The organism is Providencia sp. wls1916, assembly GCF_009706585.1.
Lineage (GTDB): Bacteria > Pseudomonadota > Gammaproteobacteria > Enterobacterales > Enterobacteriaceae > Providencia > Providencia lanzhouensis.
On sequence record NZ_WLUL01000009.1, the window covers coordinates 676,299 to 698,729 of the forward strand.

The following is a 22,431-nucleotide window of genomic DNA, read 5'->3' on the forward strand; positions in this document are numbered from 1 at the left end:
TTTCAAGCTATGTATAATAGCGGAAAAATGCGCTTATGTGTCCGAATCTTGTAGATTTTCAAGCAATAGTCTCTCAAGGATTTTCATATTTGGTCCATAATCCCAATAAATTAACTCACGGGCGACTATCGTCCCATTACGAATTCCAACCTGTTTTTGCATTTTGCAAAATAAATATAGTCCAATAGGTAAAAATAAGTAATGCGAGGATAGAAATAGATATAGGAGTTCCTCAGATGAATGATACCCAAGACCAAACGTACCTAAACGTCGACAAACAAGAAATTGAAAAGTTTGAATCGATAGCATCACGTTGGTGGGATCTTGAAGGCGAGTTTGCCCCATTACACCGCATTAATCCGCTGCGTTTAGGCTACATCATGCAACGTGTAGACGGCATTTTTGGTAAGAAAATCCTCGACGTTGGCTGCGGTGGCGGTATTTTATCTGAAAGCATGGCGCGCGAAGGTGCGGATGTCACGGGTTTAGATATGGGTGCAGACCCATTAATGGTCGCTCGTCTACACTCTCTGGAATCGGGCATTCCTGTGGAATACGTCCAAGAAACCGTCGAACAGCATGCAGATAAACACCCTCAGAGCTACGATATCGTCACTTGCATGGAAATGCTTGAGCACGTTCCAGACCCAGAATCTGTGGTAAGAGCCTGCGCGAAATTAGTTAAACCTGGCGGACATGTTATTTTTTCCACCATTAATCGCAACAGAAAAGCATGGCTAATGGCTGTCGTGGCAGCGGAATATGTGATGAAAATGGTTCCAAAAGGCACCCATGATGCTAATAAGTTTATCCGCCCATCCGAATTAATTAGCTGGGTCGATAAAACGCAATTAAAAGAACAACATATGATGGGACTGCATTATAATCCAATCACCGATAAATTTTGGTTAGGCCCTAACGTTGATGTGAACTATATGCTGCATACGATCAGCGAATAAATAGCAAGCGGTACGTTTAAGAAAACAGCAAACGGTCTCAACTTTACAAAATAATTTTTAGGTTAATGTCGGTAAGTCAATTTTTGGCAACTCCACTTCTCATGCTGCTTACCGACATGATCAATTTTTCTTATCCAGTTGTTATCCACAAAAACTATCAGATTTGTACACTTGATAAAATCGCACATTAACATTATCTTGTTATTAGATTCTTAACAAACTACTACATATAGTGGTCATCACAAATATAATATACAAGTCTCATGATTGTTCATCATGAGCTTTTTTACGTTTGGGAGACTCTATTTTGTAACTCAACCAAGGTGTACTTGCTCATGAACCAGAGTCTGTTAGTCACAAAACGTGATGGACATAAAGAACGCATTGACCTCGACAAAATCCATAAAGTTATTACATGGGCGGCGGAAGGTCTTAGTAACGTATCAGTTTCACAGGTGGAGTTACGTTCTCAGATTCAGTTTTATGATGGGATCAGAACTTCTGATATTCACGAAACGATGATTAAAGCCGCTGCTGACTTAATCACCGGTGAAACACCAGATTACCAATATCTTGCTGCACGTTTAGCGATTTTTAACCTGCGCAAAAAAGCCTATGGCCAGTTTGAGCCACCAAAATTATATGCCCACGTAAAACATCTGGTTGAGATGGGTAAATATGATAAGCATTTGCTGGAAGACTACACCGAAGCAGATTTCGAGCAAATGGATGGTTTTATTGACCATTGGCGTGATATGAATTTCTCCTACGCCGCTGTTAAACAGTTGGAAGGGAAATATTTAGTTCAAAACCGTGTCACCGGTGAAATCTACGAAAGCGCCCAGTTTTTATATATTCTGGTTGCTGCATGCTTGTTCTCTCATTATCCACAAGCAACCCGTTTAGATTACATCCGCCGCTTCTATGACGCGGTATCAACATTCAAAATTTCTTTACCTACGCCAATTATGGCGGGGGTACGTACACCTACACGTCAATTCAGCTCATGTGTTCTGATTGAGTGCGGTGACAGCCTTGATTCTATCAATGCAACCTCAAGTGCTATCGTGAAATATGTCTCTCAGCGTGCCGGTATCGGTATCAACGCGGGTCGCATTCGTGCGCTGGGTAGCCCAATCCGTGGTGGCGAAGCATTCCACACTGGCTGTATCCCATTCTATAAGCATTTCCAAACTGCGGTAAAATCTTGCTCTCAAGGTGGCGTACGTGGTGGTGCAGCAACCTTGTTCTACCCTATCTGGCACTTAGAAGTAGAAAGTTTATTAGTGCTGAAAAACAACCGTGGTGTTGAAGGGAACCGTGTTCGCCATATGGACTACGGTGTACAGCTCAACAAATTAATGTACGAGCGCCTGATCAAAAACCAAGATATCACCCTATTCAGCCCGTCTGATGTTCCGGGCTTGTACGATGCATTCTTCGCGGATCAAGACGAGTTCGAACGCCTATATGTGCAATATGAGCAAGATGAGAAAATCCGTAAATCTAGCGTGAAAGCGGTTGAATTATTCTCATTGATGATGCAAGAACGCGCATCTACAGGTCGTATCTATATTCAAAACGTTGACCACTGCAACACCCACAGCCCATTTGACCCGCAGGTTGCCCCTGTTCGTCAATCCAACCTGTGTCTGGAAATTGCACTGCCAACTAAACCATTAAATAACGTCAATGACGAAAATGGTGAAATTGCCTTGTGTACGCTGTCAGCGTTTAACTTAGGTGCCATTGAAAGCCTCGATGAGTTAGAAGAGTTAGCTATCTTAGCGGTTCGTGCATTAGACGCACTGTTAGACTACCAAGATTACCCAATCCCTGCGGCGAAGAAAGGCTCTATGGGTCGTCGTACTCTGGGTATTGGTGTGATTAACTACGCTTACTACTTAGCGAAGCACGGTGTTCGTTACTCCGATGGTAGCGCCAACAACCTGACGCACAAAACATTCGAAGCAATCCAATATTACTTACTGAAAGCCTCAAATGAATTAGCGAAAGAGCAAGGTGCTTGCCCGTGGTTCAATGAAACCACTTATGCGCAAGGCGTGTTACCTATCGATACTTACAAACGTGAGCTCGATAAATTAACTGACGAACCACTGCATTATGATTGGGAAGCGCTGCGCAAAGAGATCAAACAGTACGGTCTGCGTAACTCAACGCTGTCTGCATTAATGCCATCAGAGACCTCGTCTCAGATTTCTAACGCGACCAATGGTATCGAACCACCACGTGGTTATATCAGTATTAAAGCATCAAAAGACGGTATCCTGCGCCAAGTGGTGCCAGATTACGAAAATCTGAAAGGTGCTTACGAGCTATTATGGCAAATGCCTTCCAATAGCGGCTATTTGCAGTTAGTTGGGATCATGCAGAAGTTTATCGACCAGTCGATTTCTTCTAACACAAACTATGACCCAACCCGTTTCCCGAATGGCAAAGTGCCAATGAATCAACTGTTAAAAGATTTATTGTTAGCCTACAAGTTTGGTGTGAAAACACTTTACTACCACAACACCCGCGACGGTGCTGAAGATGTTCAGGGGGATCTGGAAGAAGTTGTTGAAAGCGCAGATTCTGATTGTGAAGGCGGGGCTTGTAAAATTTAATAGGGATGGTTATGTCACATTCATACACGATTTTTTCTCAGAAAAAAAATAACCAGCTGCTGGAGCCGATGTTTTTCGGCCAGCCTGTGAACGTTGCCCGTTTTGATCAGCAAAAATATCCTATTTTTGAAAAACTGATTGAAAAGCAACTCTCATTCTTCTGGCGCCCAGAAGAAGTTGACGTGGCGCGCGACCGTATTGACTATAATGCGCTGCCTGATCATGAAAAACACATTTTTATCAGTAACCTGAAATACCAAACGCTGCTCGACTCTATTCAGGGTCGCAGCCCTAACGTGGCATTTTTGCCACTGATTTCAATCCCAGAATTAGAAACTTGGGTTGAGACTTGGTCATTCTCAGAAACAATTCACTCACGTTCATACACACATATTATTCGTAATATCGTGAATGACCCGGCGATTATCTTCGATGATATCGTTGAAAATGAAGAAATTCTCAAGCGTGCAAAAGATATTTCTGAGTACTACGACACGCTGATCGAAATGACCAACTATTACCATATGTTTGGTGAAGGGACCCATACGCTGGGTGGTAAACAAGTCACTGTTTCACTGCGAGCACTGAAAAAGCAACTTTATTTATGCTTAATGAGCGTTAACGCCCTTGAAGCAATTCGTTTCTACGTCAGCTTCGCGTGCTCTTTCGCCTTTGCTGAGCGCGAATTGATGGAAGGTAACGCAAAAATCATCAAGCTGATTGCTCGAGATGAAGCGCTGCACTTAACGGGAACTCAGCATATGCTGAACCTGTTACGCTCAGGTCAAGACGATCCTGAAATGGCAGAGATTGCCGCTGAGTGTGAAGATGAATGCTATCGCCTGTTTGTGGATGCGGCAGAACAAGAAAAAGAGTGGGCTGAATATCTGTTCAGCGAAGGCTCGATGATTGGTCTGAACAAAGATATTCTGTGCCAATATGTGGAATATATTACCAACATTCGTATGCAAGCAGTTGGCCTGAAATTACCATTTGAAGCGCGTTCTAACCCTATTCCATGGATCAACGCATGGTTAGTGTCTGACAACGTTCAAGTGGCGCCACAAGAAGTCGAAGTCAGCTCTTATTTAGTCGGTCAGATTGACGCTGAAGTTAACACCGATGATTTGAGTGATTTCGAACTGTAATTATGGCAAGTCATAAAATCACCCTGCGTCTTACGCAGGGTGTGCAAGTTCCCTACCACACGGATGTTCACACCAGTTTATTGGATGCCCTTGAAGATAGCCGAGTGCCTGTCGAGTACCAATGTCGAGAAGGCTACTGTGGCTCATGCCGCGTAACATTATTAAAGGGAAAGGTTGGATACAAACGTAAACCGCTCGCTTTTGTTCAAGAGGGTGAAATTCTGCCCTGCTGTTGTCACCCGCTATCCGATATTGAAATCGAGTAGCCGCGCTAGTAATACTGCATATCTAACAATAAAAAGCGATTGCTTTGATGACTCGAGCAATCGCTTTTTGCTTATAAAATCATACCTAAAATAATGCGAGTTACCGGTAAGCAGCTAACCCCCTGCAATTTGAAGTATGACGGGTATTTTTATAGATAACCGTACATTGCAGCAAAAATCCAACCAAACACACAGGATACACCCACCCCAATTAGACCAGGCAAGATAAAGCTGTGGTTGATAACAAACTTACCAATACGTGTAGTACCAGAACGGTCAAACTGAATCGCCGCAAGGTCACTTGGATAAGTTGGCAGGATATAGTAACCGTAACACGCTGGTGCAGAAGCAATAATATATGCAGGGTCAACACCAATACCCAGAGCGATTGGCACTACTGCCGCTAATGCCGCTGCTTGTGAGTTAACAAACTTGGATACCAACAGCAAAATCACCGCATACGCCCAAGGGAAATCTTTGACTAATGAACCTAAAGTGCCTTTGATTTCATCCATATGGGCACCGAACATGGTTTCTGCCATCCACGCGATACCATATACCGCCACGATAGCAATCATCCCCGACCGGAACACTTCGTTTTTAGAAATCTGTCCTGGATTGGTTTTACAGATGATAATGATCAGCGCACCCGCTAATAACATAAACATCTGGATCACTAGCACCATCGATAACGGCTTACCGTTAATTAATGGTCTGAGCTCAGAAAATGCACCCAGTAATGCCACCACCACGATGGATGCTAAGAAAATCCACATTGCTACCCAGTTAATTTTTGGCAATTTTTTATCTAACAGCGTAACGCTATCACCATAAACATAGTCATGGTTTTCAGGCACTGAGATAAATTCTTGGAATACCGGGTCTTTATCCAGATCTTTACCGCGGAACCAGCTAAAGATACCTATCGCTAAGATACCGATTAAGGTTGATGGGATAGTGATTGCCAGTAAATCTAAAAATTCTAATGATTTACCGTTGATGGACACGCCATTTAACATTGCGACTAAAGAAACAACTGCCACGGAAACAGGGCTGGCAATAATCCCCATTTGCGCCCCGATACTACTCGCCGCCATTGGTCTTTCAGGACGAATATTATTCTTGATCGCTGCATCGTAAATGATTGGCAAAATGGTATATACCACATGCCCGGTACCACACAAAATGGTTAAAATACAGGTAACGAAAGGTGCAACAATAGAGATGTATTTTGGATTTTTACGCAGTAAACGTTCTGCGATTTGTAGCATAACGTCCAAACCGCCTGATGCTTGTAAGGTTGCTGATGCTGCAACAACAGCAATGATAACAAGCATAACGTCTACAGGCGGTTTTCCTGGAGGCAAACCAAAACCAAAGACAAGTATAACTAGGCCAACACCGCCTAGCAGCCCGAGCGCCATACCCCCTTTTCTTGCTCCGTAGAACAAGCAGACAAGAATAATGGCAAGTTGAATCATAAAGTCCATAGGTCCATCCTTTATTTATAGGTTTCCCTTATTATCCAGATGGTCTTAACGTATTAATTTGATTTATATTAATTTAAAAAACAATATTGTTTTATTTTCATTCCTAATATTTTGGTCCCATCACAAAATTCCCCTTTAGTTGCTGCCATAATACTCAGTTAAATAATATAATGAGTAAAATCAATCTTATAAACCCCATTTTTTAACATTTAACCCTCATCAAGTTTCACTTCTTATTTTCATTCTTAACAAAAATTCACCCTTAGCGAGCAAGTTGTTACTTGCCCATACATTAATAGAATTTTTGACTTATTTAGACTGTTAATATTTATTTACACACACTGTAATTCAGATTTGACAGAGTAATCGCAATCGCATAATCTGCTTAAATTATTAATAACCCGAATTCAATCAGAGGAATTTGTGAAGAATCGTACCCTTGGCAGTATTTTGATCGTGGCAGGAACAACAATTGGCGCAGGAATGCTAGCAATGCCGCTAGCGGCAGCAGGTGTTGGCTTCACTGGAATAGTATGTTTGTTGATTGGTTTATGGATGCTAATGAGTTATACCTCATTACTACTAGTCGAGGTATATCAACATAATCCTGCCAATATGGGGCTCGGTAGTGTTGCGAAAAAGTACCTCGGTCCTGTCGGTCAAATTGTCACTGGTTTGAGTATGTTATTACTGATGTATGCTCTGACAACTGCCTATATTGGCGGGGCTGGAGTGCTTATCTCTGATAGCCTATCTTCTTGGTGGGGGATTACGGTTTCGACTCAAACAGCCATTATTATGTTCACCATTGTTGGCGGTGCTGTGGTCTGTGTGGGTACACACTCTGTTGATTTTATTAACCGTATTCTTTTCACCGCTAAGACGATTTTCTTAGTGATTATGCTGGCCGTTATGATGCCTCATGCCGAGGCGGTTAACCTAAGCACAATGCCGCTGGAAAAAGGCCTTATACTCGCTGCTGTTCCCGTGATTTTTACCTCTTTTGGGTTCCACGGAAGCGTACCTAGTTTAGTCAATTACATGAATGGTGATGTACGCAAGCTGCGTATCATTTTCATTACAGGGAGTGCAATTCCTCTGGTTGCCTACATTTTATGGCAAATCGCAACTCTCGGCGCTATCCCATCCAATACATTTATGGGGATCCTTGCCCAGTCTTCAGGTTTAAATGGATTATTAACCGCAATCCGTGATGTGGTTGCCACCCCTCGAGTGAATATGGCAGTTGCCCTGTTTATGGATTTAGCGTTAGCGACTTCCTTCTTAGGTGTGGCTTTAGGTTTGTTTGATTACCTTGCAGACTTATTTAAGCGTAGTAATGATTTTATTGGTCGTGCACAAACCACGCTGCTGACCTTCGTACCCCCGTTACTCGCAGCGTTGTTCTTCAGTAGTTTTGTTCAAGCATTAACTTACGCCGCTGTCGCATTATCAGTCCTAGCATTAATCATACCGGCACTGTTAACCATGCGCGTACGCAAGTTAGAAGCGAATGGCATTTACCGCGTCAAAGGCGGCACACCAATCCTCACTTTAGTTCTGCTGTGCGGTATCGCAGTCATCGCCATCCAATTCGCCATCGTGGCCGGCTTCCTACCAAACGTTGGTTAATCCCTAGAGTTTCATTCATAAAAAAACACCCCAATTTGGGGTGTTTTTCTTGGCATTTTTTGATGTTTTTTTTGAAAAACTATCACTGCCATTTTTCAACTCATAATGAGCACTAGCATTATTCTCTAAATAGTTTGAATTGTGGCTAGGCGGCAAACGAGGATATCTTGGGGAGCATACATGAGTATGTGACCCGAGTATCCGAGTGCAGCCAACAACGCCACAAATCAAAATATGACGAGAATATTAGAAGGATAGGCCGGCGCCCACATACCATCCGTCTGCCAACTTCTCATTACGATCATCATGCGCGCCTTTCATCTCAATCAGACGATAACCCGCATCAACCGACAGCGGTTTAAACACGGTATAGCGCGCACCTGCTTTCGCTTCCATGTAGGATTTGCTGCCTGAAGTCAGTGATTCTGGTGCGCCATACGCTTCACCGTAGAAACTTAATGATGGCAGTGCTTGCCAACTTAAGCCGCCGCCTAATGCTGCCGCTGCACCGTTAGAACCATCTTCAGGAGATAAATACAATGCTTTACCACCTACATAGGCATTAAATGGTCCTAATGGCAGACCGAAAGTTGCGCCTAAGCTACCTAACTCGCCATTATGATCGCTACGAGCCCAAGAGCCATTAAATGCTAAACCTGAACCTTGAGTTCCTAAACCAGCACTTAATTCTGTAAAATGTTCACCCGCGCTGAAATCAGCAGAAATTGCTTGGGCAGCACCCATATAAAATGCAGAGGTCGCTGCAACAGCTAAAAGAACTTTGCGCATTATCATTTCCTTTATTATTAAAAATTAAAGTATCGTGACGATGTTACGTGATTTAGTGCACGTACTCAGTCTTTTTTGCTTAAATTTACGTTAGAACACCGTTTAACGCACAATAAGTGAAATTCATCAGTGGTTTACTTCAATCAATTCTTCATTTTCTGACTAAACTTCTTACTATGATTACAGTGATTGGTCAGAGCGATTAGATAATTAATTCTTTGCTTATTATACTGTTCATCAAGTTTATTATAGAGATGAAGTGATATTCTACAAATATTCATCCAGTTAGTTACTTTTGTGTAGTCTATAAATCTAATAGCTTGGGAGTATTGTGATGAAAAAAAGAGGTTTAACTACCGCTTCAGGCGCACCTGTTGTGGATAACAATAACGTGATGACTGCGGGTAAACGTGGCCCGATGCTGTTGCAAGATGTTTGGTTTTTGGAAAAGCTCGCCCACTTCGATCGTGAAGTGATCCCAGAGCGCCGTATGCACGCTAAAGGTTCAGGGGCATTCGGTACTTTCACTGTCACCCATGACATTACCCGCTATACCCGCGCAAAATTATTCAGTGAAATTGGCAAGAAAACTGATTTATTTGTTCGCTTCTCCACCGTAGCCGGTGAACGTGGTGCAGCTGATGCCGAGCGCGATATCCGTGGTTTCGCCATGAAGTTTTATACCGAAGAAGGCAACTGGGATATGGTGGGTAACAACACCCCTGTATTCTATCTGCGTGACCCGCTGAAATTCCCTGACTTAAACCACGTTGTTAAACGCTGCCCTTACACCAATATGCGTAGCGCTGCCTATAAATGGGATTTCTTCTCCCACTTACCTGAAGCGCTTCATCAATTAACCATTGATGTCAGCGACCGCGGCTTACCAAAAAGTTATCGCTTTATGCACGGTTTTGGTAGCCATACCTATAGCTTTATCAATGCGAATAACGAACGTTTTTGGGTGAAATTCCACTTCCGTAGCCAGCAAGGTATCGAAAACCTTATGGATGACGAAGCAGAAGCGCTGATTGGTAAAGATCGTGAAAGCTCTCAACGTGACCTGTTCGATGCTATCCAACGTAAAGAATACCCTCGCTGGAACTTACAGATTCAGATCATGCCAGAAAAAGAGGCGTCAACCGTCCCTTATAACCCATTTGATCTAACCAAAGTGTGGCCACACAAAGATTATCCATTGATTGATGTGGGCTATTTTGAACTGAACCGCAACCCAGATAACTATTTCTCGGATGTGGAACAAGCGGCATTTAGCCCAGCGAATATCGTTCCGGGCATTGGATTCTCTCCAGACAAAATGCTGCAAGGTCGCTTATTCTCTTATGGGGATACTCAGCGTTACCGTTTAGGTATTAACCACTATCAAATTCCGGTGAATGCCCCACGCTGCCCATTCCACAATTATCATCGTGATGGTGCAATGCGCATTGATGGTAATAGCAGCAATACCGTGACTTATGAGCCAAACAGCGCAGGTATGTTCCAAGAACAACCGGACTATAGCGAACCACCATTATCCATCGAAGGTGCGGCTGATCACTGGAATCACCGTGAAGATGAAGATTACTTCAGCCAACCTCGTGCACTGTATGAATTGCTGGACGATGCCGAACATCAACGTATGTTCCAACGTTTAGCGGGTGAGTTGATTGAAGCGTCAGAAGAGACACAAAAACGTCAAATCGAGTTGTTTAAGAAAGTGCACCCAGAATACGGTGCTGGTGTTGAAAAAGCGTTGAATGCGCTGAAATAAACAAGCATTTCCTGTTATGACCAAGCGCTAGAACTTTCTAGCGCTTTTATCTATTCCTTAATTCATTCTGCGTTTAGTTCATCACTATCTTTGTGTTAACACCCATCGCTTCACCTGCTGGCGAGAGACTTTAATCCCCCCCGCTTTCAATTCAGGTTCTAGGCGATAAAACGCCATGGGGAATTGATACGGGGCTAATTTATCTTTTAGCCAATCCGCCAACATGTTCAAATTCATTGATTCATCAGCGTCAATCACTGCCACTGGGCGCTGTCCAAATTGCACATCATCAACAGGAACAGTAAAGCTTTGGTGCACACCAGGATGAGCATTGATCACCGCTTCAATATCTTCAGGCTGCACACACTCCCCGCCACTAATGAATAGATTATCCAAACGACCTAAAACCTGATATTCACCCTCAATAAAGGCACCTTTGTCATTGGTTTTAAACCATCCATCCACTAAATTTAAAGGATGTAATTGCCCATCAAACCAATACCCTAAAGATTGGCTGTCCGACTGAATTTGAATTTCATCATCCACCAGCCGTACTTGTTTACCCGCTAATGGAAGCCCTACACCTTTCTTACCATCTGTACGTTTGGCACACACGGTTGACGCCATTTCTGTCATCCCATAACCACTCCAACATACAATACCACGTTGCTCGGCTAGCTCCGTTAAACTGGTTGGGATCATAGCCCCCCCCAACAAGACTTCTTTTAACGAAAGATTTAACGGCATCTCGTCATTCAGTAACCGCCATAGTTGAGTCGGCACTAATGATGCATGGGTGACACCCTGTAATGCTTCGGGCAATGGTGTAGAACGAATGGCGAGTTTTGCACCGCTCAGTAACCAACGCCATACAATTCCTTGCCCTGAAACGTGAAATAATGGCAATGAAAGTAGCCAGCAATCCTCTTGCTGATAATTCATGGCATCCAACACGCCAGCCGCACTGTTCAAATGCGCCGAAATACTGTGTACAGCCGCTTTAGGTAACCCCGTAGAACCTGAGGTTAAAATTAACGTTGCAGGTTGCTCAGCAATTTTCTGAAAGCTTACCGAAGGAAAATCGTCATATTCAATAAAATGATAATAAAGCTGGTGGTCCAAATGACGATAATTCGCGAGCGCGTTTTGTTCATCGGTAAAATCAATCACTGCGCTAATATCAAGATGTGGCAGTAATTCATCTAACAACCGTTCAGGAAGGCGAGGATTGATAGGCAAGACTTTCGCCCCACAAGCTAGCAACGCCAATTGACTGAGTAGCAGTTCAACGGAGTTTTTACCGCGCAAAGCGACACATTGCCCTTCTTGCACGCCTTGCATCGCAAAGTAAGTGACTAAATCGGCAATCTGCTGATTTAATGCCGCCCACGTTACCGCATCAGTATCCGTAAAAAGTGCAATGTTATTTGGTTGAAGACTGGCCCAATGCTGCCAAGGCCAGTCGGTAAAGCGGCTAGACGATGATGCTAACTCTGCCATACAACTGTCAGCTCATCTAACTGTTGAACAGGAATTTGGCATTGTGGCCAAGGTCTCACCAATTGAGATTGGATCAGTGAAACCGTATCTAAACCTGGAATGGTATTCGGCGTTAGCCAATTTGCGACCCGCGCTAATTGGGTTAAACCAAAGCTGCTTTCGATGGATGAGCTGATCACAGCCTGCATCCCTAACTGATGAGCTTGCTCCACCAAACTACGGCAATAACTCAAGCTGCCCGTTAAGGTCGGTTTAATGATAATAGCCGCCACACCCGGTCGCGCTTCTACTTTGAAGTCATCTTCGCGCACACTTTCATCCCATGCGATGGCGATGCCAGTATCCGCAGAAAATTGCAAAGACTCCTCACGGGTTTTGCATGGCTCTTCAAGGAACGCAATTCGTGCACGGTAATCTGGATTCACATATTTAGCGAAACCATCTGCTTTTGCTCGGGTCCAGCTGCGGTTAGCATCTAAGCGCAGTTTTAGCTCAGGCACCGCTTCCAATAATAAGTTTGCCACCATGCCATCACGCACAGCTTCATAAAGCCCCACTTTCACTTTGGCGACTTTTTCCCCTTCCATGGCATCGAGGCTTAGGATTAGGTCATCAGGGTCACCGCTGCATAATGGCGCTTTACGATAATTAGCTTGTTGTGGAAGTTCACCGGTCAGCTCTGCTAATGCACAGCTACAGCCAAAGGCAACTGAAGGTAAATGGCTTGGCGTCATTGTGCCTTCATTCACCCATTCATTTAGCCATGCGATGGTGTCGGCTGTTGCTTCTTCCAACGTTTCACGGCTAAATTCTGGCAGAGGTGAAATTTCCCCCCAGCCTTCGCTATCCCCATCTTGTAAACAAACCAAAAGCCCATCACGGGTTTTTAGTCGTTGATAGCGAAGGATAACGCCTGCCTCCATCGGCAGGCTGAACGAGTAAAGTTTGGCTTTTCTCATTATGGATTACGCTTATATTTAGAAAAATCTGGCGCACGCTTTTCGTTGAATGCGTTACGCCCTTCTTGACCTTCATCGGTCATATAGAACAGCATCGTTGCGTTACCCGCTAATTCTTGCAGACCCGCTTGACCATCACAGTCAGCGTTCAGTGCCGCTTTCAAGCAACGTAATGCCATTGGGCTGTTTTCCAGCATTTCTCGGCACCAGCGTACTGTTTCTTTTTCTAAGCCAGCATAAGGTACAACGGTGTTTACCAGACCCATGTCTAACGCTTCTTGCGCATTGTACTGACGGCACAGGAACCAAATTTCGCGGGCTTTCTTTTGACCGACGATACGCGCCATATAAGATGCGCCCCAGCCGCCATCAAACGAGCCAACTTTAGGACCCGTTTGACCGAAAATCGCGTTATCGGCTGCGATGGTTAAGTCACACATCATATGTAAAACGTGACCGCCACCGATGGAGAAACCAGCAACCATTGCAACAACAGGTTTTGGACAGGTACGAATTTGACGTTGGAAATCCAATACGTTCAGATGGTGCGTACCGCTTTCATCGCGATACCCGCCGTAGTCGCCACGAATTTTCTGGTCACCACCAGCACAGAACGCTTTTTCACCTTCACCCGTTAGGATGATAGTCCCGATATGGTCGTCATAACGCGCGTCTGATAATGCTTGGATCATCTCTTTTACGGTTTGCGGACGGAATGCATTGCGCACTTCAGGGCGGTTAATGGTAATTTTAGCAATCCCTTCAGGGGATTTGTGATATCGAATATCGTCAAAACCTGCTGAGCAATCTTGCCACTCAATCGGTGCGTACAGTTTTTCTTCGCTTGGATAAATCATTATCAAGTTCCTTTAACCACAGTGTGATAAAAAATAGTGAAGTGCAGCTGCATAATGTTGGGGATTTTCCCGATGCGCATTATGCCCTGCATTATCAATTAGCGTAAACGGCAATGCATATTGTTGCGAAACGCCTCGAAATTTTTGGTCTTTCTCACCGCAAAAATAACAGTAAGGGACCGATAATTGCTTTAATGACTCAGCTAAAAATGGTTGTTTGGATAGCGACGTATTTTCTAGCATATCGGCAACGGCCAATGGGTTATTTTGACCTCGGAGTGCTACCAATTTTTCACGCTGAGCCGATGTAAGGTCGGCAAAAACCGCTTGTTGATACCAGTCATTCAAAACCTGTTCGATTGGCTGATGTCGAAAACGTTCTGCCCAGCGATGGTCGTTATCAGCTCTCGCAATACGTTCTTGTTCACTCTGTAAACCAACGTTGCCCCCTTCAATCACCAACCCTTGTAGCCCTTGATGAGTGCTAAAGCAGGCAAAGTGCATCGCTAAGCGGGCGCCGAGCGAATAGCCAATCAACACATATTGCGAAACAGAGTAACGCGCCAACAACTGAGTCAGTTGCGTATCAAAATCAACAAAACCTTGGCAGCCGATATTGCGTGAATCACCATGCCCCGGCAAATCGACCACTAAGCGCGGATAATTGGGGCAAGCCTCAACAATCGATGACCAATCATCGTGACTCCCTAATAAGCCATGAAGGAAAACTAGCCACGGTGTTTTTTTGCCGTTGGCAGGTTGTTCCTGACTCGGATAATAGTGCGCCGCTAGCACGGTAAACTTTCCACGTCTTGCAGTAATTGTTTTAGTGTTCGAGCACCTTCATCCCCATCAACCACTAACTCAATCAGCAGTGTACCGCGTTGCTTGAACCAGAATTCTTGCACTGTCTCTTTTAAGCTCGACCAATCTGTTGGCGCGCAGTATTGCAGACCAAACATCATCGCCGCACCTTCAAAGCTTACATTTTGTGGCATGCAATAATAGTTTTGGCGAGCTTCTGGGGAGGTTGGCAGCATCGAGAAAATTTGCCCGCCATTATTGTTCACAATAATCAACACACTAGGAGCAGAAGGTTCGCGCAACAATGCCAAACTGTTCAAATCATACAATGCGGATATATCCCCGACGATACCGAGTGTCGGTTTTGCTGTCGCTCTCTGTACACCAGCCATCGTCGAGATCAACCCGTCGATACCACTGGCGCCACGGTTACTAAATACCGGGTAACCCGCAGGCAATTGAGCCAGTGCATCAATTAAACGCACAATTAAGCTATTCCCCACGAAAAGTTGTCCGCAAGGCGGGAGAAGTTCAGGGAGTTGATGCGCTACCGCAGCTTCAGAAAATTGGTTTTGCAGCTGGGTTTGAACATGTTGCAAGGTACGATTTGTTAAGTCCGTTAAGCCTTCGCACCATGCACCGCGCGGTTGAGCAGGATGTTGCTCTATCCACCCTTTTACGCTGCAAGTGAGCTTACGACCCTGATGGTTGGCAGGATCTAAACGCCCGGGAATAGTATCAATTATCCAATACTCTTGAGGATGACACTGGCTTTGCCACTGTAATGCGCGTTTTCCTGTTATGCTGGAGCCAAACTGAACCACTAATTCTGCTTCATCTAACCAGGCTTTAGCGTTCGGGTGTTGTAACCATAAATCAGCACATGGATAAGGTTGTCCAGTCTGAGAGAGCACATCACCGATAACTGGCCAGCCTAGTTCTGCCGCCCATTTTGCAACAAGCTCGCCATCATTGCTGCTCATACGCCCTGCGATCACGACCCCTTTTTTCTGACGCCAGAAATACCAGTCAGCCACTAATGCGACAGTATGGGTTAGAGGTTCGCTTAGCCACGGGTGAGATGATTGCCACCAATTACCTAAACTGGCTTGCCACTCGGTTTCCCCTTCAGTTTCACCATACAGCGGTTCAGCAAAAGGACAGTTCACATGGAATGCCCCATGACGCAGCTGATTCATCCCGTTATCTAGCGCAGAAACCAGCCACTTCGCTGAAATATCGCGCGTGGGTCTTGGTAGCATTAAACTTTCGAACGGATGGCTAGCAAAAATATGGGTTTGGCGGATAGCCTGATTGGCACCGCAGTCAATTAATTCTGGCGGTCTGTCTGCCGTGAGGAAAATGACTTTTTCCCCCGTTAATCCAGCTTCTATCAGAGAGGGATACAGGTTAGCGACTGCCGTCCCTGAGGTGACAATCACGCCAACAGGTTCTCCACTCGCTTTCGCAAGCCCAAGAGCAAGATGACCTAATCCGCGCTCATCAAAGTGCGTATGGCAATGAAGTTTTGCATTATTCACAGCGGCTAACGTTAACGGCGTGGAGCGAGAGCCGGGAGCTATGCAGATATTTTTCATTCCGTGACGGGCTAGCGCCTCAATAATTACCTCAGCCCAACGGAGATTAAATGCTGAATTCGACATAATGTGCTCGGTAACTTATTCATGATGCTGAGTGTAATAGGATTGAGAAAAATTTCTTGATCTCAAAACAATTTTTCATGAACTAATTGAAAATAAAAAAGAAATAACCATTTTAGCTATAGGGTTTTTAGGCTATTTTTTCATTGTGCTTGGTTTTTCATTGCGTTTTAAGTAAGGATTTCAGCCCAGCCGCTTTGTTTTCAATTTCTTCCCACTCTTGTTCAGGATCTGAACCACTCACAATCCCTGCGCCTGAATAGAGGGATATCTGGGTACCATCAATTTGAGCGCAGCGCAGAGAAACCGCAAATTCACTGCGATTTAAACTGACAAAGCCACCCGTTCCTGCATACCAACCACGAGAAAATGGCTCGTGCTCGGCAAGGAATTCACGAGCAACGCGACGGGGTAAGCCGCATACCGCTGCCGTCGGTTGTAAACGTTGCAAACAATCGCTGTCTGAGGGCGCTAATAGGGTCGCGGCAATGGAGCGATATAAATGTTGGATTTTTCTCAGGCGGATCACCTTCGCGGGGGAGACATCAATACCCGTTACCGCACCTTGTAATTGCTGACAAATATCATCAACCACCACTAAATTTTCATGCTGGTTTTTACTGTCTTCCATTAACCATTTGGCATTTTCAGCCGCAATCCCATCATCAACATGGTTAGCAACCGTACCGGCTAGTGCTTCAGAATTAAGTTGAGTGCCTTGGCGCAAGTAAAGGCGCTCTGGGGTCGATGACATAAAGCCGGAGTGCGCACTAAACGCCATCATAAAATGGTAGCAATGGTGATTCACTTTTTGGCTAGCAGATAAAAACTCTGCCGCAGTTATGGGCTTAGATAGTGACAATTTGGTTTCCCGTGCCATCACCACTTTCTCCATTTTACCTGCACGCATATCGTGAATTGCCCCAGTGAGTAACGCACACCATTCATCATGATCGGGAATATGCTGCTGCCCAATGATTTGAGTGGATAATGGGGATACGCTATTCGATACCGAATTTAACTGCTGTACAAAAGCAATAGCGGCTTGGAGATCCTGTGCACCATCAATATTTAGAGCAACAGTCACCGTTGAGCGCAAGCGGAAGATTTCTAATCGAGGTAGAAAATAGAATGCGGATTCTCGCTTAAGGGTTTCACTGATACCTTCGCCCACACCATTCCAACCATTGAGGCCCCATAATCGCATATCAGGGATTTCAGTATGCTCGGAGATAAATTGCTCAGCATCCATGATAGCATTAAATGATTTTACTGTGCCTAACGCACTACATTCCTCTGAGCCAGTACGGTGATACCAATAGAATTGAGGGTAGCTATCTTGGGACGATAACCACGCTAATCCAGGAAACGCCTCTTTTGCATCCATCTTCCACGCTAAGCGGGTATATTCGTTAGGATTGAGTACTAATGTAGACAAATGGGTCAGAATTTCAGCTAATAATTTATCAATTTTTGTTTTTGTCACTTTAGATTCCCACTGCACCATCACAACGACATCGATTTACTTACAATTATTATATATCGCAATGTAATTTATTAATACATTCATTATTAATATCACAAGATGTTTAAAAAACCGTCAGATAGAAATCAAAAATGATAAGCTTACGACATGGGGGCATTTTCAAAATCATGTCATATCAAACTGTTAAATAAAGTCTCTCACCCTTCTTATTTGTATAACTCCACTATCAACTTATGAGTAAAATATAAAATTTCAATAATTCACCTTATAAACCACTTTTATTCTTTAATTAGTTCTAGATATTGAATCCTAATTAAGATTAATTACTTATTATTTGAAATCATAATATTCAGCTTAAGAACTCAGTGATGATCCTATATCTAAATTTTAAAATTGTAATTTATGTAATAAATGAATATTTAAAACTACAACCAATGAGTTATTTTTTAGCGCTGATTTTCATTTTTTAATATCAACATAAGCCCTGCGTTTCTAGTAGGTTATGAGTTATAAATTTGAACGTTACAAGCCCCTTGTTTATTACTATTAAAAACGAAAAGTAAAAAATAAATTAATCATCAAAGCAACAAGATAATTAGCTCTCTAATTTTATCATTCCACCTTCATTTAATTAATTGGAAATCCAGAATGAATACTCAGTCTAACTATGACAGAATTATTGAAAAGGAAAATATTGGCGATGCAACATTGGCATTGTTAACCAATCAAGACTCCTTATCCGCAAGATCAGCGGGTATATTCACCCTCGAAGATTTAATTAATATTCACCGACACGTCCAGTTTGCGCTAACCCTTCCTATCAAAGAAATTGATATTTTAAAATGGTTCGGCATTAATGATAAAAATGATTCATTACTACCAGCTAGTGAATTAACTGAGACGATTCTGAGTATTCGTAAACACGCTAACACCTGGGATAACGTTGAACTCAAAGTGAAAGAGCAATCCATTGATTTGTCATTAACAAGTCGTAACATCATACAAACTGGTGATCAAATTCTTGAATATATTAATCACATGCCGATTATTCAAAAAATCTCAGATAGCTTAGAGGATTTATCTGAAAGCGATTTAAACCAAATCACCTATCAAAATGACGACCAACAAATTGCCACTGAACTTTTAAGCATTTTGCAGTTAATTAAAGGAGATATAAAACAGCAATCGATTAAAACCATTCAAATTAAAAACACAGTCTCAGATTTTCGTGCGCATATTACCGGTGGATATCTTTCAGACTACACCCATGTAGATTCATTACTCTTCACAATAAAAGGACTATATCAACAATTAGAATCTAACGAGGATCCCAGCAATAACGAGTCATTTTATAAAGAGCTTATCGCCTTTAAGAAAAACGAACTATACCAATTAGAGCAGGAATATAGCCACTTTGTTAAGCTTTGCTTTACAGGTCTTGCGGGGGGCATTATTGGTTTAGTGATTACAGGCAGTATTTTTGGTGTAAAAGCAGAAAATATCCGTGATAGGAAAAATAAATTAATCAAAGAAATCGAAGGAATAAATCATAAGTTACATCAAGAACAGCTACTACAGAAAACTATCTTTGATATTCAAATTAATTTACAAAAAATTGAAAGTTTATTTAAAGATGCACGTCTAGCTATTGACCACTTAGATTATATGTGGCTCGTAATCCTCACAGAGATTAAACAATCTATTGATATATTTGCAAGGATAAACAATGCAGAAAAACTGATCCGGTTTATCACGCAATTCAAACGTATCATCACATCTTGGACTTCTATTCAAGATTATTCAGTTCATTTGATTAAGCTATTTGATGAGCTACAAATCAATGAAAAAAACTCACAATAAAAGGCGTTAATATGCATGATAACCTCGAATTACCTATGTTACCCTCCATTGATATCTACCAATTAAGGTGTATTTCAAATAGCATTAGCTCTTTTAATAAAAATATTCTTAACTACGACTATATTATTTATGGTCGCATTCAAAAAATTGCAATTAAGATTGAAAGACTCAATGAACTGATTAGAAACTCTGTTCCCATTCTAAAAATCAAATTGAACTATATTATTAAAAATGATGATTATGCATTGCTGACATATGAAAATAATGATGATGATCTATCTGATATTCGCCGAAAAATTGCAATTACAGGCTTTGTCGATGACTTAATGGATGTCAAATTTGAACTTGAAAAGCTTATTTCAAAAACACGCTATACATTAGAATCATTATTAGTTTTTCATCTAAATGAACCTAACAAACTGAAGCATTCTCAATATACCAAACAAAAAGAATTTCTTGTTAACTCTAAAAATAGTAAGCAATCTAAGATTAATGAATTAAATAACAATCTCTCTGTGATCCTCGCAGCAGAAGATATTATATTAAAGCATAAAATTACAGATTTCTTTGACCGATATTTTCAAGGGAAAGAGCTTATTGATTCTATTGATATCCAACCCAATAAAAAAGACATTCTGAAAGCGGCTATTAGTTATATTCGTAATTTATTAACGATGGTGGATGATGGGCTCGAGTTTAGTCAACTTGTTGATGTAAGGATCTATATCAGTGACCAAATTATTGAGGCGCGTGAAGAAATAAATACGATAGATAATAATATATTTCGACTCTCGCAGCTCATGAGCTATGCCAATGATATTAATCAGATAGAAACCCATAAACAGACCATAATCACTCAAGCCGGCGCTTTAAAATCTTATTGGGAGTCTTGGTGCGGTTTTATGAGTGAAAAAGTCTCAGAGGAGTGTTTGAATTTTGATCAAATTAAAACCGTTAGCCAAATGCTAATGACCTATTTGAACGATATTGAGTACCAATATCAACGACAATTACCGGATTAAAAAAATCCCCGTTACTGTTAAGTAACGGGGATTTTATCGGAACTGACTTGTTGACTAAACCTAGCTGTTTACTAAAACTTAGCTAAGTGCTGGCAGTGTCGATGTTGCAATATCAATAATCGGTTGTGGCCACAGACCAAACACAATAACCGCTATCGCACACAGCGCTGCAAACACAGTTCCCAACGTCATTTTTTCTGGTCCAGTATAGCGGTCTGCATGTTCTGCATCACGGCTATATAAGCTCGCCATAAAGCGCAAGTAGTAGAACAATCCAAGTGCACTACCTACCACCACAGCCCCTGTCAGCCACCACAATTGTGCGTATACGGCCGAAAGGATGGCATAGAACTTACCAATGAACCCAAGCGTAATAGGAATACCCGCTAGAGATAACATCATCACCGTCATCACCATCGCCAAGACTGGCTTGTGCCAGAATAAGCCGCGGAATGCACTGAAATCATCTTGGTCATCACCACGGTATGGGCTAGAAATTACGCTAACCACACCAAACGCACCCAAGCTCGCTAACAAATAGCTCACCAGGTAGATAGCAATGGTGACTTGTGCCAATTGAGCATCAACACGCATTGCCACTAACGTAACCAGTAAGTACCCCATATGAGCGATAGATGAGTAACCAAGCAGACGCTTCGCACTCTTCTGAGTCAATGCCAGCAAGTTACCAAACAAGATTGACGCAATCGCAATCACACCAACAACTGCTAATAATGTATCTGTTTGTGCGATGCCATCAACATGCGTAATTGGTGCTTCTAAGAAGATGCGAACCAACACCGCAAAGATAGCGATTTTACTGCCCGTTGCTAAGAAAGCGGCAACGGGTGCAGGTGCACCTTGATAAACGTCTGGGGTCCATAATTGGAATGGGAACAACGATAATTTAAAGCCAAAGCCCACAATCATCATACCTAAACCAACTAAAATCAGTGGCGCGTGAATGCTGCTATTCGCTAAACTTTGACCGACGACGCTGAAGCTTAAGCTACCTGATTCTGCGTATAATAAAGCGATACCAAACAGCAGAAATGACGACGCTGCTGCGGATAACACCATATACTTGATACCCGCTTCTAAAGTACGGCTACGTTCAAAGGTATAAGCCACCAGGCCAAATAGTGGAATAGAGATCAATTCAATACCGATGAACATCGAAGCCATATGGTTCGACATTCCCAGTAGAACACCACCCGTCACCGCAATGCTCAATAAGAGGTAAAACTCTTCTTTGTTATCATTAAAGCCTTCTAGCCAATGATAAGCAAAAATAGCGGTACCCATACCTGCGATCAGAACCAGTCCTGAGTAGAACAGTGCAAAACCATCAACTAACAGCAATGAAGTCACTGCTCTTGGTAGTAATGCTTCTTCGCCCACTGATGTAGGAATGGCATAGCCGTTAACCCAAATCAGTGAAACAAATGTCAGGAGAAAGCCAACAACCGTTATTCCGGCACTGGTTAAATGATCTCGCCGCCACGCAATTGACAGCATCACAATCACTGCAGTCAATCCAGAAAGGATTAACGGCAGCATTGCTAACAATTCTAAAGTTGTTATTGTCATGGCGAAT

The 22,431-nt window shown here is 42.8% G+C and carries 17 protein-coding genes; 8 read left to right on the forward strand and 9 right to left on the reverse strand.

The features are described 5' to 3' along the window. The first annotated feature begins 236 nt into the window (after positions 1-236). From ubiG to yfaE, 4 genes are all read left to right on the forward strand, one after another. Positions 237-959: a bifunctional 2-polyprenyl-6-hydroxyphenol methylase/3-demethylubiquinol 3-O-methyltransferase UbiG gene (gene ubiG, locus GKR61_RS06370; RefSeq protein WP_036952802.1), complete on the forward strand. Its 723-nt coding sequence runs from the start codon at positions 237-239 to the stop codon at positions 957-959. Positions 960-1,294: 335 nt separating this feature from the next. Continuing rightward, the gene (gene nrdA / locus GKR61_RS06375; RefSeq protein ID WP_154599424.1) at positions 1,295-3,586 is read left to right on the forward strand and encodes a class 1a ribonucleoside-diphosphate reductase subunit alpha; all 2,292 of its coding nucleotides are present in this window, start codon (positions 1,295-1,297) and stop codon (positions 3,584-3,586) included. Positions 3,587-3,597: 11 nt separating this feature from the next. Beyond that, a complete protein-coding gene (gene nrdB, locus GKR61_RS06380; protein ID WP_036952796.1) occupies positions 3,598-4,734 on the forward strand; it encodes a class Ia ribonucleoside-diphosphate reductase subunit beta in 1,137 nt (378 codons plus the stop codon). A 2-nt stretch (positions 4,735-4,736) separates the two neighbouring features. Further along, positions 4,737-5,000: a class I ribonucleotide reductase maintenance protein YfaE gene (gene yfaE, locus GKR61_RS06385; protein WP_108478594.1), complete on the forward strand. Its 264-nt coding sequence runs from the start codon at positions 4,737-4,739 to the stop codon at positions 4,998-5,000. A gap of 149 nt (positions 5,001-5,149) precedes the next feature. Here the strand turns inward: yfaE and GKR61_RS06390 are convergent, their stop codons facing one another. After that, on the reverse strand, positions 5,150-6,490 hold the full coding sequence (locus GKR61_RS06390; protein ID WP_006660307.1) for an anaerobic C4-dicarboxylate transporter: 1,341 nt from the start codon (positions 6,488-6,490) through the stop codon (positions 5,150-5,152). A 483-nt stretch (positions 6,491-6,973) separates the two neighbouring features. Between GKR61_RS06390 and tyrP the strand changes: the two genes are divergently transcribed. Further along, on the forward strand, positions 6,974-8,122 hold the full coding sequence (gene tyrP / locus GKR61_RS06395) for a tyrosine transporter TyrP (protein ID WP_230082430.1): 1,149 nt from the start codon (positions 6,974-6,976) through the stop codon (positions 8,120-8,122). A gap of 246 nt (positions 8,123-8,368) precedes the next feature. Here tyrP and GKR61_RS06400 read toward each other — a convergent pair whose 3' ends face one another. Continuing rightward, positions 8,369-8,911, reverse strand: coding sequence for a YfaZ family outer membrane protein (locus GKR61_RS06400; RefSeq protein ID WP_006661376.1), 543 nt, complete (start codon positions 8,909-8,911; stop codon positions 8,369-8,371). Positions 8,912-9,245: 334 nt separating this feature from the next. Between GKR61_RS06400 and GKR61_RS06405 the strand changes: the two genes are divergently transcribed. Further along, entirely contained in the window at positions 9,246-10,685 is a 1,440-nt protein-coding gene (locus tag GKR61_RS06405; protein WP_036952784.1) for a catalase, read from the forward strand. A gap of 84 nt (positions 10,686-10,769) precedes the next feature. Here the strand turns inward: GKR61_RS06405 and menE are convergent, their stop codons facing one another. The 6 genes from menE to GKR61_RS06435 form a co-directional block, all read right to left on the reverse strand. Then, complete coding sequence (gene menE / locus GKR61_RS06410) at positions 10,770-12,185, reverse strand: o-succinylbenzoate--CoA ligase (RefSeq protein WP_154639648.1); 1,416 nt, start codon at positions 12,183-12,185, stop codon at positions 10,770-10,772. Then, the gene (gene menC, locus GKR61_RS06415) at positions 12,173-13,144 is read right to left on the reverse strand and encodes an o-succinylbenzoate synthase (protein ID WP_154639649.1); all 972 of its coding nucleotides are present in this window, start codon (positions 13,142-13,144) and stop codon (positions 12,173-12,175) included. The genes menE and menC overlap by 13 nt, the downstream gene beginning before the upstream one ends. Beyond that, on the reverse strand, positions 13,144-14,001 hold the full coding sequence (menB, locus tag GKR61_RS06420) for a 1,4-dihydroxy-2-naphthoyl-CoA synthase (protein WP_154639650.1): 858 nt from the start codon (positions 13,999-14,001) through the stop codon (positions 13,144-13,146). Before menB ends, menC begins: the two co-directional genes overlap by 1 nt. A gap of 12 nt (positions 14,002-14,013) precedes the next feature. Then, positions 14,014-14,796 (reverse strand): 2-succinyl-6-hydroxy-2,4-cyclohexadiene-1-carboxylate synthase, encoded by a 783-nt coding sequence (gene menH, locus GKR61_RS06425; protein WP_036952772.1) that lies wholly within the window; start codon positions 14,794-14,796, stop codon positions 14,014-14,016. Next, positions 14,790-16,469: a 2-succinyl-5-enolpyruvyl-6-hydroxy-3-cyclohexene-1-carboxylic-acid synthase gene (gene menD / locus GKR61_RS06430; protein WP_154599420.1), complete on the reverse strand. Its 1,680-nt coding sequence runs from the start codon at positions 16,467-16,469 to the stop codon at positions 14,790-14,792. The genes menH and menD overlap by 7 nt, the downstream gene beginning before the upstream one ends. A gap of 157 nt (positions 16,470-16,626) precedes the next feature. After that, a complete protein-coding gene (locus GKR61_RS06435; RefSeq protein ID WP_270103521.1) occupies positions 16,627-17,952 on the reverse strand; it encodes an isochorismate synthase in 1,326 nt (441 codons plus the stop codon). Between the two features lie 648 nt (positions 17,953-18,600). On the opposite strand from GKR61_RS06435, the gene GKR61_RS06440 reads away from it, so the two are divergent. Beyond that, positions 18,601-19,812: an alpha-xenorhabdolysin family binary toxin subunit A gene (locus GKR61_RS06440; RefSeq protein ID WP_036952764.1), complete on the forward strand. Its 1,212-nt coding sequence runs from the start codon at positions 18,601-18,603 to the stop codon at positions 19,810-19,812. A gap of 11 nt (positions 19,813-19,823) precedes the next feature. Then, positions 19,824-20,834, forward strand: a complete 1,011-nt coding sequence (locus GKR61_RS06445) for an alpha-xenorhabdolysin family binary toxin subunit B (RefSeq protein WP_036952761.1) — start codon at positions 19,824-19,826, stop codon at positions 20,832-20,834. Between the two features lie 78 nt (positions 20,835-20,912). On the opposite strand, the gene nuoN is transcribed toward GKR61_RS06445, so the two are convergent. Further along, complete coding sequence (gene nuoN / locus GKR61_RS06450) at positions 20,913-22,424, reverse strand: NADH-quinone oxidoreductase subunit NuoN (RefSeq protein ID WP_036952758.1); 1,512 nt, start codon at positions 22,422-22,424, stop codon at positions 20,913-20,915. Positions 22,425-22,431 lie beyond the last annotated feature (7 nt).

Bases quoted from the DNA above. Each gene is read 5' to 3' on its own strand.
- ubiG (WP_036952802.1), top strand. From the start codon at position 237: ATGAATGATACCCAAGACCAAACGTACCTAAACGTCGACAAACAAGAA.
- nrdA (WP_154599424.1), top strand. From the start codon at position 1,295: ATGAACCAGAGTCTGTTAGTCACAAAACGTGATGGACATAAAGAACGC.
- nrdB (WP_036952796.1), top strand. From the start codon at position 3,598: ATGTCACATTCATACACGATTTTTTCTCAGAAAAAAAATAACCAGCTG.
- yfaE (WP_108478594.1), top strand. From the start codon at position 4,737: ATGGCAAGTCATAAAATCACCCTGCGTCTTACGCAGGGTGTGCAAGTT.
- GKR61_RS06390 (WP_006660307.1), bottom strand. From the start codon at position 6,490: ATGGACTTTATGATTCAACTTGCCATTATTCTTGTCTGCTTGTTCTAC.
- tyrP (WP_230082430.1), top strand. From the start codon at position 6,974: ATGCTAGCAATGCCGCTAGCGGCAGCAGGTGTTGGCTTCACTGGAATA.
- GKR61_RS06400 (WP_006661376.1), bottom strand. From the start codon at position 8,911: ATGCGCAAAGTTCTTTTAGCTGTTGCAGCGACCTCTGCATTTTATATG.
- GKR61_RS06405 (WP_036952784.1), top strand. From the start codon at position 9,246: ATGAAAAAAAGAGGTTTAACTACCGCTTCAGGCGCACCTGTTGTGGAT.
- menE (WP_154639648.1), bottom strand. From the start codon at position 12,185: ATGGCAGAGTTAGCATCATCGTCTAGCCGCTTTACCGACTGGCCTTGG.
- menC (WP_154639649.1), bottom strand. From the start codon at position 13,144: ATGAGAAAAGCCAAACTTTACTCGTTCAGCCTGCCGATGGAGGCAGGC.
- menB (WP_154639650.1), bottom strand. From the start codon at position 14,001: ATGATTTATCCAAGCGAAGAAAAACTGTACGCACCGATTGAGTGGCAA.
- menD (WP_154599420.1), bottom strand. From the start codon at position 16,469: ATGTCGAATTCAGCATTTAATCTCCGTTGGGCTGAGGTAATTATTGAG.
- GKR61_RS06440 (WP_036952764.1), top strand. From the start codon at position 18,601: ATGAATACTCAGTCTAACTATGACAGAATTATTGAAAAGGAAAATATT.
- GKR61_RS06445 (WP_036952761.1), top strand. From the start codon at position 19,824: ATGCATGATAACCTCGAATTACCTATGTTACCCTCCATTGATATCTAC.
- nuoN (WP_036952758.1), bottom strand. From the start codon at position 22,424: ATGACAATAACAACTTTAGAATTGTTAGCAATGCTGCCGTTAATCCTT.